Here is a 12,837-nt window from a genome sequence, read left to right as displayed (position 1 = left end):
TCGCTGACACCCAACCTAATTTAAATCTTTCCCTGTACCCAGTCCCTAATCCTCAAATCCTCAGTTTAATCCAATACTGCTAACACGGCTTTTGGCAACAATTTATCTTTAAACCAAATAATTTTCGCAGGAACATCGTTGATTTTCACACCGGCTTTTTCTAAATTCAATCGCTCAGAAATTGCCAAAATTAAGTTATCACATCCGGCGCGGCGGACTTGCGAAAACTTTTTTTGTAAATATTCTGGCCGCCAATAACCGACAATTTCTAATAAATAACTTCTTCCATCAGGATGCACTAGGCGGAAATCGGGAATCATGACGCTACCGGGAATGGGAATTAAATCGACTTCTCGCTCTAAAAACCAGTCGGATTTTAGTGCATCCCATTTATCAGCGAAGGATGCTTCGAGCATACTGTCGTAGGGTTTGCCGGGTGAGTAGTGGGAGACTAAACCACATTCAGAGTTGAGGGTGAAACGTCCAGTTATCCAGGCGTTGGTGTAGGTATCGCGGTTTTTGAGGGTGGCTGCGAGACTCCATCTGGTGACGTGGAGTAAGGCGGGAATCATTTTGGCGATCGCCAACCCGTAACGTGTACTAGGATTAAATAAACTCGTCGGCCCGTCAATGCTAATTGTAAACCCGTGGTCAGCGTCGCCTTCAATATAAGCCATCAATTGAAACAATTTGAGATAGCGAAACAACAGCTTATATTCTCCGGGAACATTGCGGTGGGCATTCAACACTAATTTACTGGCTTTATAAAACACTCCCTGCACTTGGGATAAGTTATATCGATTTAGCAAATCTTGGGTTTTTGGGGCATCAAAAACTGTCAGAATTTTGTTCTCAGCTAAATCAGCATAAAGTCCAGTGTGAACCTGTTCTGGTAAAACTTCTCGCTCAAGTTCATGAGTTAATTCATCAGCGATTTTGCTGAGTGTTAGCTGTGTTGATTCGCGACTAGGAACGGATTTTGCAGACAGAGAAAACACCCTTTCTCTTAACATTGGCGGTTCGAGCGGACTAACTACCTCAAAGGTGCAAAAACTGCTTTTGAGAATATAAGCTAAACCCCGCTTGACGCGATAATCTGTCGTATCTCCTTCAAAATCGGTAAGTTGACGCTCAAGTACACCTTGAGTTTTACCCACCGCTGCTTGAAAATAATTAATTAACTCATTTGCTAACCCTAAATGTTTATCATCAATCTTCAATCTCTTCGGGATGATTTCCTCCCCGCTGTGGCGGTGCATCAGTAAATCTGTCGGTAACATTTTTCTTATCAGTTGAATAATTTATTTCTATTTGTTCAGCAGCTTTATAAGTCTTTTCTTTTTCCACTCCATAAATCGGCTGTACAACTTGTAAATTCCCTTTCTTTGGCTTGTCTCCACCACTTCTGTGTTCACCTCGTCGCCGCGCTGAAGTTCCTTCTTCACTCGTATCTTCCGCCACGACTTCATATAAAATCGCCTGTTTATTTTCAGTATTCCCTTTACGTAAAACCCGTCCTAAACGCTGAATATATTCTCTCGTGGAACCAGTCCCAGATAAGATAATGGCAATGGAAGCCGCAGGGACATCAACACCTTCATTCAAAACATGAGATGCAATGAGAGTGTTATATTCACCTTCGCGAAATTTAGTTAATATCTCATGGCGTTCTTTAACTGGAGTTTGATGGGTAATTGAGGGAATTAATAAATCTTGGGAAATGCGATAAACAGTAGCATTATCAGCAGTAAAAATTAAAATGCGTTCTGGAAAATGTTTCGTTAATAAATTAGCGAGAATTCGCAGTTTACCATCAGTTCCTAAAGCGATTTCTTTGGCTTCGCGGTGTGCTAACATGGCTCTGCGTCCAACTTGCGATCGCGCGCTCATTTGCACGAACATTTGCCAACCTTGAATACTCCCTAAAGAAATCCGGGATTGCTTTAAAAAGTCATTGCGGAGTTGAATTAACTCGTTGTATCTTTCTCGCTCATTTTGTGACAGTTTCACCTTCATTTGCACAATTTCATGGTTAGCTAAAGCTTGTCCCGCCAAATCTTCAGCACGTTTGCGGTAGACTTCTCTACCAATGAGGATATCTAAATCAGCGTGTTTTCCATCGGTGCGTTCTGGTGTGGCTGAGAGTCCTAGCCGATAGGGAGCGATCGCATATTCGGCAATCACCCGACTAAAATCAGTTGGTAAGTGGTGACATTCGTCAAAAATTAGTAAAGCATAGAGATTACCCAAGCTTTCTGCATGAATGGCTGCGCTATCATAAGTTGCGACTAAAATAGCCGTTCTATCCCGTGAACCACCCCCCAACAACCCCACATCAGCATCAGGAAACGCCGCTACTAGATGTGCATACCACTGATGCATCAAGTCTAAAGTTGGGACAACAATCAACGTCGTGCGCGGTGTGGCTTGCATCGCCATTTGCGCCAAATAAGTCTTTCCCGCTGCGGTAGGCAGCACCACAACCCCCTGTCTTCCTGCCAGTTTCCAAGCTGCTAAAGCCTCACTCTGATGGGGATAGGGTGTCATTTCCAAACTGGGAATTAAATCAACTGCATAAAATTCCTTCGCCTCATCAATAAAGTTAATCTCTTCTGCTTGTAGGGCTTCCACCAAAGAGCGGTATCTAATCGCCGGGATGCGGAATTTTTCCACGCGATCGTCCCATGTGGCATAGTCCATCCAGGCTTTACCGCGCGGTGGTGGATGTAAAATTAAAGTGCCACGATTAAAAGTTAATGTGGGAGTGCGAGCCATTTGGTGGGGATTGGGGATTGGGGACTGGGGATTGGGGATTGGGGATTGGGGTAATGAGTAACAACTCTTGACTTTTGACCCTTGACTTTTGACTTTTGACCCTTGATTACTAATAACGCAAAAGGTGCAGGATACCAAGACTGCTTTGTTAAACCTACTCAAAACTACTTAAACCTCATCTAATTTGAGAGATGTAGTTTTTTACCTTCGATTTCAAAAGTTTATGGTTGATTGACTTTTGTGGTTGATTACTTTGTCCGGGTGTCACAGACTCGATTGCGAGATTGATGGTAGTTTATTTTTGCACAAACTCCTTGATTCTCAATCGCGATAGAAGCTATGACACTCAATTTATATTTACTGCGACATGGAGAAACTACTTTTAGTCAAAGTGGTAATTTCTGCGGTGAAACTGATGCGGAGTTGACATCCGAAGGGATGCAGATGGCAGAGAGTTTTGCCGAAGTTTATCAAAAATTGAAGTGGGAGGCTGTTTATGTTAGCCCAATGAAGCGCGCAATTGCAACTGCCAAGCCATTTTGTGATGCTATTGGTATGGATATGCAGTTGCGTGAAGGACTGAGAGAAGGTAGTTACGGCGAATGGGAGAGTAAGAGTAAATCATTTGCTCAAGAGAATTACGCCCAAAACTATTTGAAATGGTTGACAGAACCCGCTTGGAATGCACCACTAGGTGGAGAAACTGCGGTAGATATTGCTAACCGTTCTATGCCTGTCATTGCTGAAATTCAAGAAAAACATTCCCAAGGTAATGTTTTAGTGGTTTCTCATAAAGCCACGATTCGGATTATGCTTTGCAGTTTACTGGGAATTGATTTGGGACGCTATCGCTATCGGGTGAATATTTTGGTCGCGTCTGTCAGTATGGTTAAATTTGACGTTAATGGCCCTTTGCTCGAAATATTAGGCGATCGCCATCATATACCTGATCATATTCGCTCTCGTCCAGGAACATAATCGCAACTCCAATGGGAAAACTGTAAAACCCTCGTACAATCACAGCAGAAGTTAATTGATATCCTCAACACAATTATACCTGAGATGATTGCTTCCCTTAAACCCTAGCAGATGTCCTGAAGTAAATTTGCTTTGCGATCGCTCATTAGAGCGATCGCCTAACTTTCTAAATTGAACTTGATTAATGGAGTTATTCTGATGATTCATCACATTTCGATCGCCGCTGAAAACCCGCTTCGCGTTGCAAGCGTACTGGCAGAAATTTGTCACGGTAAGCTCTTTGATTTCCCAAATCCCGGTGGTAGTTATGCCGTGGTTTTATTTGATGATTATGGCACTGGAATTGAAGTGTTTCCTTTAGGATCTGTGTATATTCCCGGTTCGGACACAGAACCAAGCAAAGTTATCCAAACTTCCAGTTCGCCAAGCTTTGTGGCAACTCATGCCGCGATTTCTGTACCTGCTAGCCAGCAGCAGATTGAGCAAATCGGTATGCGTGAGGGTTGGCAAGTTGCGCTTTGTGACCGTGGTGTGTTCAAAGTGGTTGAGTTTTGGTTAGAAAATTGGCTATTGATCGAGTTTTTGCCCCCTGAACTTGCAACTGAGTATTTGCAATCCATCCAACCTCAAATCGTGGAACAAGTTCTTGGTCAACCAATCTAAATGACTCTAGTTTAGAGCAGGTGGTGCATAAGCACTGACGTTGCAAAATAGAAATATAAAATTTTGCCAGCTTTATCTGTAGCTGGATTTTAGAGAATTGGTATTACTTCCGCTTTTACATTTCCGTGTTTCGCGTAGGCTGTAGCAGCTTCTGCTTTCCCGGAAGCAACATCCGCTTTTACATTTCCGTGTTTTGCGTAGTCTGTAGCAGTTTCCGCTTTCCCGGAAGCAACATCCGCTTTTACATTTCCGTATTTTGCGTAGTCTGTAGCAGCTTCCGCTTTCCCGGAAGTAACATCCGCCTTCACGTTTTCGTGTTTTGCGTAGGCTGTAGCAGTTTCTGCTTTTACGTTTCCGTGTTTCGTGCAGGCTGTAGCCAATACGGTTCAGTTAAAAGCTATTGGTGTAGATGATTGGTCTTTCAAGACGCGATAAATCGCCGTCTCTACATCAGGGTTTTAGGCTCAACTGAACTGTATTAAGGCTGTAGCGGTTTTCGCATTAAAATCTTAGACTGACTTTGAGAGTTAACAGTCAACAGTTAACAGTCAACAGTTAACAATGAACTGTTAAATCAACAGTTGATATTTTTCCTGTGCCAAGCGATACAATGGCCGCCAAACCAAACGGTTAGTTAGCACTACTAATAAAGACATCACCATTGTTGCAGCTAGGAGTAAGGAGAAATTACCGGAGGCGGTGGCTTGGGAAATCGTTGAACCGAGTCCAGAGGTGCTGATAACTTTCCCTTGAAATGTGACGTATTCACTGACAATACTGGCATTCCAAGCACCACCGACAGCGGTGATAATGCCTGTAATTAGGTAGGGAAAAATAGCTGGTAAAATTAAGGTGCGCCAGCGTTCTAATAGAGACAGTTTATATACCCAAGCGGCTTCGATTAAGTCTGAGGGAATTGATTGGGCACCAGCGATGACATTGAACAGCAGGTACCACATTGTGCCTAACATCATCAGGGCGATCGCTCCAATTTGCAACCCGCCAGCAATGCGGGTTAAGCCCAACAATAGCACGGGAAATAAAGCTGTGGCTGGCACGGAAGCCGCAATTTGCACTATGGGTTGCAATATTTGCGCTAATCGGCGATCGCGTCCAATTGCTACGCCTACGGGAACTGTCCACAATAAAGATAAGATCAAGGCAACAGTCACACGCAAGGCGGTAAATGTAGCCCCTTTGACCACCTGTAGCCAATTATCCCAACTTAAATTCTTAAGTAATAGCACTGCTTCCCAAGTGCCCCAAAGCACAATCAAGGCGAAGCCACTAGCAAATATCCAATTCACGAAACTAGGCCAGTGTAGGTTTCCTTGGGCGTTTACGGGTAAGGGACGCACGGGAAAAGCCCGAATCATACCGTGATCAACTGCTGTTTGTAATGGACGAAAAACGCGATCGCTAATAGTTCGCAAAGTGGGCGATCGTCTTAAAATATCTAATACCCATGATTGCGGTGAATTTTCAGACTCTACCATTTCCAACTTAAATTTTTCTGCCCAAGCAATCAAAGGTCGCCACACAAAAAAATCAAGGGCAACAATCACCCCAATCAACACCGTCAATCCCCAGAATATAGCTTTAAAGTCGCCTTTACTTGCCGCAGTGCCTAAATAAGAACCTAACCCAGGTAAACGAAAATCTTTGTCCCCTAAAGTAAATGATTCAATCGCAATTAAAAAAAACCAGCCCCCAGCTACAGACATCACACTGTTCCACACCAACCCAATCACACCAGCGGGTAACTCCAACGTCCAAAAACGTTGCCAAAGATTGAGTCGATAAATCTGCGCGGCTTCTAGCAATTCTCGTGGGATACTTTGTAGAGACTGGTAAAAACTAAAAGTCATATTCCAGGTCATACCAGTGAAAATTAGGAGGATAGAGGCTAGTTCTATACCAATCCGCTGACCTGGAAACAAGGCAATCAGCGCCAGCACAACTCCTGGTAAGAAAGATAACACTGGTATCGATTGCAGAATATCCAGCAACGGAATCAGAATCACTGCTGCCATGCGAGAGCGGTAGGCAGTATAAGAATAAATTAGGGTAAACACCAGGGATAAAAAGTAAGCAATCCCCATGCGTAATAGAGTTTGGGCTGTGTAACCTGGTAAAGCACTAATATCTGTAGAAATGATCAGATTGCCGTGAAAAGCACCGCTGAACTGGGAAGCAGTTTTGACAATGATCACAGCAAAAGCCAGAATCAGCAAAATTAGTGCGCCATCTTGCCAAGTCCAGTTTAAGCGTCCCAGAATTTGGTTAGCTGGAGTCAGGGGTCGGGTCATATTGAGTGGGGGCAGGGGGCAGGGGGGCAGGGGGCAGGGGGCAGGGGGCAGGAGGAAGTAAAATTTCTATTTCCCAATCTCCAGTCCCCAGTCCCTATGTTTCTAGCCAATTGCTAATGGTTCAACGTTGACAGCTTGTTCTAAAAATATTTGTCCTGATGGCTTTTCGTAGCCATAAATCTCGGCATAACGACCCCAATCGATCGCAGTTTTTAATTGGCGCTGGGCTTCTTCTGGACTAAAGTGACTTTCAAGGATGTCTAATACTAGTTCTTCGGGTATGCGTTGATTGCGTTTTGCTTCTAGGAGACGATAAATCTGCTGTACTAAGCGGATGTGATTTAGTAGCTGCGATCGCACAATTTGTTTACGCTCATCAATGCTACCGTTGATAAATTGCTGCCCGATTGGGGTCAAGCTAATATCCCCCTGTGCCAGTTCCACAAAATCCATGAAGTTTGCAGCTTCTACAATCGGCAGAATTTCATCTACTTCTAGTTGCAGTTCTTGTGCTACACGGTAGAGGTCTTTTTCTTGACGATCCTCTAAAAGCTCTAAAAGACCAGCAATAGAGCCAATCCGCACTGCTGGTAAAGACTGATATTTCGGCTCTTTTGGCGGCGCTTGTTGAGGTACAGCGGCGGTTGATTCAGATGTTTCTAGTTCTGGATTGGTGATGATGGTGTAAACTTGGTCAACCAGAGCTTGAAAACTGGGATGTTTGCGATCGCGATAATGAGGTAACGTCACAGCTAAGTCGGCTCTGATTCTGCCCGGATTACGCCCTAAAACAATAATCCGATCTGCCAGAATCACTGCCTCTTCAATACCGTGGGTGACAATGAGAATGGCCTTAGTCGGGATGCGGCGCTCTAGCCACAAATCCAACAATTCAAAACGCAAGTTTTCCGCCGTCAACACATCCAAAGCTGAGAATGGCTCATCCATACACAACAGTTCCGGTTCCACCGCTAAGGCTCTAGCAAATCCGACTCGCTGACGCATTCCCCCAGAAAGTTCTTTAGGATAAGCATTTTCAAACCCATCCAAACCAATGACATCAATCATCTTCAGCGCCTTTTGTCGCCTAGGATCTGGGGGTTCGCCTTTAGCCTTCAAACCCAGTTCCACATTCTCCAGAACCGTTAACCAAGGATAGAGAGCGAAACTTTGAAAAACGATCGCGACTCCAGGATTTAAACCAACTAGGGGAGTGTCATGGTATAGTACCTCACCCTCACTGGGAGCAATTAACCCAGCGATCGTCCGCATTAAGGTAGATTTCCCTGAACCTGAAGGACCCAGTAAAGCAACTATTTCCCCCGGACGCAATTCTAGATTGATATTTTCCAGGATGACAATTTGCTGACCGTTGGGTTGCCGATAAGATTTACTGACACCTCGTAAAGTAATCAGGTGTTCAGTTGCTATTTTGACGGTCACTCCGTCCCCCTTTAAGCTATGATTAACCAGATTCTCAAGCTGACATCATCTTATAGTTAAATTAAGTAAGATTGACAACTATCCGTTCAGCATACGGTAAAAAGTTTTAAAATCATTCTTAAAAATTGCTTTCTCTTTCTGGGATATCATCAGGTAAATCTATTTTTACTTGTCTATAAGTATTTAAAGTCAGCCCTTCCTCCACATACACAGAAGAGTACTTACTCAAACCAATACGTTGAGCGCTGTAAATTCCTGAATGACCTGAAAATAAATAGCTAGCTACACAAGCGATCGCAATAAACACCCCTGATTCTAGACCAAATAGTTCAATTCCCATTAAAATTGAAGCCAAAGGCGTATTTGCAGCACCTGCAAACACACCTACAAATCCCATTCCTGCTAATAGTGGCGTAGGTAGTGGCAAAAGCCAAGACAAAGCACTACCTAAAGTTGCACCAATAAAAAATAGAGGAGTCACTTCCCCTCCTTTAAAACCTGCTCCTAAAGTTAAAGCTGTAAGACTCAATTTGGCAGCAAAATCCCAAGGAGGTAGTTGAGTGTTGAAAGAATTAACAATAGTCGGGATACCAAGACCAATATATTTGGTCGTGCCGCTTAAGCCAACAATCACTGCTATCAACACACCCCCTAGCAATAAACGTATTGGAGGATAGGATATCTTGGCTTTAAAAAAATGACTAATTTTGTGAGTTATTTGGGCAAAAAACCTCGCTACAATCCCAAAGATTGCGCCTGCAATAATGGCAGAAATTAGTCCCCAAATTGTGATTGTTGGTATCAACGGCGCGTGTAGGTATGCCGTATGATGTAAACCCAATAACAAAGTTACTTGATTGCCGACAATCGCTGCTACCAAAGAGGGAAAAAGGGCATCGTAATGAATTTTTCCAATTGCTAAAACTTCCAAACCAAAGAATGTTCCAGCTAAGGGTGTACCGAAAACCGACGCAAATCCTCCACTGATACCTGCTGTTAACAGAATTCGCCGATTTGCTCCTTGTAAGTGCAATATTTTAGTTAATTGATCGGCGAGAGAAGCACCCATTTGCAATGCTGTGCCTTCTCGACCAGCTGAACCACCAAATAAATGGGTGATAGTTGTTCCTAACAGTACAAGAGGTGCCATACGGCAGGGAATAATATCTTTAGGATTATGGATTTCTTCGAGTAAAAGATTATTTCCAGCTTCTACAGTCTGCCCAAAGCGATGATAAATCCAACCACTTAAAAAGCCACCAATTGGTAGTAGAGCGATAATCCATAGATGGGCTTCCCGCCAATCAGTTGCCCATTCGAGTGATGCTAAAAGAGCAGCAGAAGCACTGCCAGCCAGAATACCAACGACAAAGGAGATTGGCAACCATTTGATGAAGTGAGGTAATGCCATAAATGGTTCAAACTGACGTAAATATTTCATATTGTCTACCAAACAAGTTTTTAGATTGATTTAAACTGATTTAGGCTCACGATTTTCTAGCAAAATTACAGGAATTGGGCTAGCTTCTAAGACTGCTTGCGATACTGAGCCAATTAATACTTGCTCCCAAGGTTGATGTCCGCGTTTTCCCATGACGATCGCTGTGACATGATACTTATCGGCAGTGGCAATAATCTCTTCTGGTACAGTACCTGTAGTGGTCAAAAATTCATGTCTAATATCTGATAGCAACTGTTGCAGGTAAAAATCCCAAGCGCAGCGCTACTGTCCCCTGTTGAGCCAGCTTTTCTCTATCTAGCCCCAGTCCAGCTTTCATCAAAATAATCATCACTGCCAAAGTTCTCAACTCATCAGCAGTATTCAACACATCTGCACTAATGAGATTACGTACTTGTGGTTCGAGGATAATCCCCACCAAAATCATGCCAATTAACGGTGGAGCGCCTAAACGACGGGCAAGTTGACCCGCAAAAAAGCCCATGATTAAAATCCACAATATACTGGCTAACATCCCAGAACTCCTGAAGTGCGTTTTGTAGACAGATACTGGCTACAGGGGAGTTAGGTTGATGCATTTAAGCGAAGCCCTACTCTCCCCCCGTCAGTGGGAAAAGTAGGAGCCATCAGCCTTGCAGTTATAAATCTTTTACTGAAGAGGCGGTTTTGGCGAGCTCCATCGCCATAGTCGTTAATTGACTTTAACTTAAGATACCATTTTTGCTTTTGGTCAACTTACTCATTTAATATTTATGTCTTTGAGATATTTATGTCTTTGAGTCAGCAATAACAACACAGCAGCTAATGCAAACAGGCTCCCAGCGATAAATGTTGCTGTTGCTCCCATTGTCTGCCACAACCCACCTGCTAGCAAACTGGCAGGTAACAGGGCTAATCCCACTGCCAAGTTGAGGAATCCAAAAGCCGTACCGCGTAAATTTGCCGGGATAATATTTGCTACTAGCGCCAACAATAATCCTTGACTCATACCTAAATGCAGGCCATAGAGGGCAAATAATCCCCAGACTTGCCAAGGTGCTTGCACGAATGCAAAGCCCAGATACACCAAAGCGTATAAAAGCAATCCACCCAGCAATAGCCCAAATTTACCTAGGCGATCGGAAAGTATTCCTAATGGGTAAGCACTTAGGGAGTAGGCTATATTCATCACCACCAGGGTCAACGGTACAAGTGGCGCAGAAATGCCTGTTTGCTCTGCGCGCAGTAAAAGAAAAGCATCACTAGAGTTACCTAAATTGAATAACAGCGCTACTACTACGAGTATCCAGTATCGTTGACCCAAACTGTGTAAAGCTTGCCATTGCAGAGGATTGCGGCGGCTTTCCTGAGTCCTGCTCGTCTTCGCTTCCCGTACCCCCACTGTTAATAAAGCTACTGCTAAAAACCCAGGAATTAGTGCTAGCCAAAACACCAAGCGGAAGTTATTTCCTGAAGCAGCCATGAGGGTAAATGCTGCCAAAGGCCCCAAAAATGCACCTATGGTATCAAGCGACTGACGTAATCCGTAAGCTGCACCGCGTATTTCTGGGCTAGTAAAATCCGCAACTAAAGCATCACGGGGGGCTACGCGGATACCCTTACCGAGGCGATCGCCAAACCTCGCTATCAACACCCCAGTGGGACTGGTAGCTATAGCAAAGAGTGGTTTCACAAACGTAGATAACCCATACCCAAGCATCGCTAACCCTTTGCGATGTCCCAGATAATCACTCAACACTCCAGAAAAAACTTTTAAAACTGAAGCTGTAGCTTCTGCGACACCTTCAATCAAGCCAACAGTTAATACATTTGCCCCTAATACTGAGACGAGAAATAAAGGCAAGATAGAATGAATCATCTCGGAACTAATATCTGTCAGCAGGCTGACAAATCCCAACACCCAAACAGTGCGGGGAATTTTCTGGGCAAATTTATTTTGTAGCTGCATATTCCCTAGTTTTGATGGTTTGTAGTAAACCCTAAAGTGCTAAGAGAATCAGGGATTTAGTCATTAGATCAGTTCTGTAATTCTGGAAAACCAATAAGTGATTTCTGCATCACTAAAGGTTGTTAACCGGGCAATTTCTCTAGCAAGCTGGTAAGCTTTGTCACCTTGGGGATGTTCAGCTAAACCAGCATGATTCAGCAGAACAGCTTTCAAATTCCCCGGATATCTGGGTGTTTGAGAGATACCTTGAGGCTCCATACTACGAATAATCGGACTCCAGTCAATGCCGTCAGATTGATAGTTTAGATTCATATTTTTTTAAAATGCAACACATGTTTCATTAACAGATTAACAACAAATTAGACTAAATGCAACATCTGTTACAATCTACCTATGGATAGAAAATGTTGGAACTTATTGGTGTACAAAGTACCTGCACAGCCTTCAACACAGAGGGTTTATGTTTGGCGTAAACTCAAGGGATTAGGCGCACTCTATTTACAACAGTCGGTGTGTGTGTTGCCTCAGCGAGAAGACTTGCAACAAAGCTTGGTAGAATTGAAAGCAGATATTACAGCAGGTGGTGGCGAGGCAGATTTATTAACCATTTGGATTGATGAACCGGAGCAAAATGCGATGTTTGTCGATCGCTTCCAACAGCAGGCTGATCAAGAATATCAAGAGTTTTTAGGGCAGTGTCGAGATTTTCATACGGAACTTAGTCACGAACGGGAAATAGACAACCTCACTTTTGCTGAGTTAGAAGAAAACGAAGCGGAACTGACTAAACTACGTTCTTGGTTACCTAAAATCCGCGATCGCGATCTTTTCAACGCACCAGGATATGCACAAGCTACTGAAGCATTTAAAGCATGTGAGTTAGATTTTCAGCAATTCAGTGAACAGGTATATCAAGCACAAGAGATAAACTCAGAACCTGTGTAAGGGTCAAAAAATCAAATTTTATGTATACTCAAACTATTAGTGTTTTACCTGTTATGGCATTTCTCAGTTTTTGACAAAATCCTCAGGTCGTTTAATTCAAGTCAATCAACTTGCATTTAGTATAGTAAGTAACTCAGCGTAAATAATTGTCGCTACCAACAAATGGCGAGGGTGTTGCCCATAAATCAATATATTCTGTCAATAAAATTTCAAAACAACTAAATTAACTCCTACAAGTCTAGATGTATTCCCAAAAATTCAGCGGGAAAACCGTACTAATCAGAGAGGTTTTCTGTACTATAAATCTAAGTCCAGCT

The 12,837-nt window shown here is 43.3% G+C and carries 13 protein-coding genes, 1 pseudogene and 1 riboswitch; of the genes and pseudogenes, 3 read left to right on the top strand and 11 right to left on the bottom strand.

The window, feature by feature from the left end:
- Positions 1–65: 65 nt before the first annotated feature.
- Positions 66–1,280, bottom strand: a complete 1,215-nt coding sequence (locus CAL7507_RS12175) for a DUF790 family protein (protein WP_015128777.1) — start codon at positions 1,278–1,280, stop codon at positions 66–68.
- On the bottom strand, positions 1,210–2,775 hold the full coding sequence (locus CAL7507_RS12170; RefSeq protein WP_042341294.1) for a DEAD/DEAH box helicase family protein: 1,566 nt from the start codon (positions 2,773–2,775) through the stop codon (positions 1,210–1,212). Before CAL7507_RS12170 ends, CAL7507_RS12175 begins: the two co-directional genes overlap by 71 nt.
- Before the next feature lie 339 nt (positions 2,776–3,114).
- On the opposite strand from CAL7507_RS12170, the gene CAL7507_RS12165 reads away from it, so the two are divergent.
- Positions 3,115–3,753, top strand: coding sequence for a histidine phosphatase family protein (locus CAL7507_RS12165; RefSeq protein ID WP_015128775.1), 639 nt, complete (start codon positions 3,115–3,117; stop codon positions 3,751–3,753).
- Between the two features lie 51 nt (positions 3,754–3,804).
- Here CAL7507_RS12165 and CAL7507_RS32345 read toward each other — a convergent pair whose 3' ends face one another.
- On the bottom strand, positions 3,805–3,960 hold the full coding sequence (locus CAL7507_RS32345) for a hypothetical protein (protein ID WP_160166333.1): 156 nt from the start codon (positions 3,958–3,960) through the stop codon (positions 3,805–3,807).
- Between CAL7507_RS32345 and CAL7507_RS12160 the strand changes: the two genes are divergently transcribed.
- Positions 3,952–4,416: a hypothetical protein gene (locus CAL7507_RS12160; protein WP_015128774.1), complete on the top strand. Its 465-nt coding sequence runs from the start codon at positions 3,952–3,954 to the stop codon at positions 4,414–4,416. The genes CAL7507_RS32345 and CAL7507_RS12160 overlap by 9 nt on opposite strands.
- Before the next feature lie 89 nt (positions 4,417–4,505).
- On the opposite strand, the gene CAL7507_RS12155 is transcribed toward CAL7507_RS12160, so the two are convergent.
- The 8 genes and pseudogenes from CAL7507_RS12155 to CAL7507_RS12120 form a co-directional block, all read right to left on the bottom strand.
- Positions 4,506–4,796, bottom strand: a complete 291-nt coding sequence (locus CAL7507_RS12155) for a hypothetical protein (protein WP_015128773.1) — start codon at positions 4,794–4,796, stop codon at positions 4,506–4,508.
- 189 nt (positions 4,797–4,985) lie between these two features.
- On the bottom strand, positions 4,986–6,725 hold the full coding sequence (locus CAL7507_RS12150; RefSeq protein WP_015128772.1) for an ABC transporter permease subunit: 1,740 nt from the start codon (positions 6,723–6,725) through the stop codon (positions 4,986–4,988).
- A gap of 102 nt (positions 6,726–6,827) precedes the next feature.
- Positions 6,828–8,168, bottom strand: a complete 1,341-nt coding sequence (locus CAL7507_RS12145) for an AAA-associated domain-containing protein (RefSeq protein ID WP_015128771.1) — start codon at positions 8,166–8,168, stop codon at positions 6,828–6,830.
- A 118-nt stretch (positions 8,169–8,286) separates the two neighbouring features.
- A complete protein-coding gene (locus CAL7507_RS12140) occupies positions 8,287–9,609 on the bottom strand; it encodes a voltage-gated chloride channel family protein (protein WP_015128770.1) in 1,323 nt (440 codons plus the stop codon).
- A 30-nt stretch (positions 9,610–9,639) separates the two neighbouring features.
- Complete coding sequence (locus CAL7507_RS12135) at positions 9,640–9,834, bottom strand: universal stress protein (protein WP_160166332.1); 195 nt, start codon at positions 9,832–9,834, stop codon at positions 9,640–9,642.
- A 28-nt stretch (positions 9,835–9,862) separates the two neighbouring features.
- Positions 9,863–10,141 (bottom strand): annotated as a pseudogene (locus CAL7507_RS12130) (cation:proton antiporter); the annotation flags it as partial.
- 96 nt (positions 10,142–10,237) lie between these two features.
- Positions 10,238–10,320: riboswitch (Fluoride riboswitch) on the bottom strand.
- A gap of 46 nt (positions 10,321–10,366) precedes the next feature.
- Positions 10,367–11,575 (bottom strand): MFS transporter, encoded by a 1,209-nt coding sequence (locus CAL7507_RS12125; protein WP_015128769.1) that lies wholly within the window; start codon positions 11,573–11,575, stop codon positions 10,367–10,369.
- 63 nt (positions 11,576–11,638) lie between these two features.
- On the bottom strand, positions 11,639–11,887 hold the full coding sequence (locus CAL7507_RS12120; RefSeq protein WP_015128768.1) for a hypothetical protein: 249 nt from the start codon (positions 11,885–11,887) through the stop codon (positions 11,639–11,641).
- 81 nt (positions 11,888–11,968) lie between these two features.
- On the opposite strand from CAL7507_RS12120, the gene CAL7507_RS12115 reads away from it, so the two are divergent.
- On the top strand, positions 11,969–12,520 hold the full coding sequence (locus tag CAL7507_RS12115; RefSeq protein WP_015128767.1) for a Chromate resistance protein ChrB: 552 nt from the start codon (positions 11,969–11,971) through the stop codon (positions 12,518–12,520).
- Positions 12,521–12,837: the final 317 nt, after the last annotated feature.

Origin of the sequence: Calothrix sp. PCC 7507, from assembly GCF_000316575.1 — a bacterium.
Classification (GTDB): Bacteria; Cyanobacteriota; Cyanobacteriia; order Cyanobacteriales; family Nostocaceae; genus Fortiea.
This window is presented reverse-complemented; position numbering and strand designations above follow the sequence as displayed.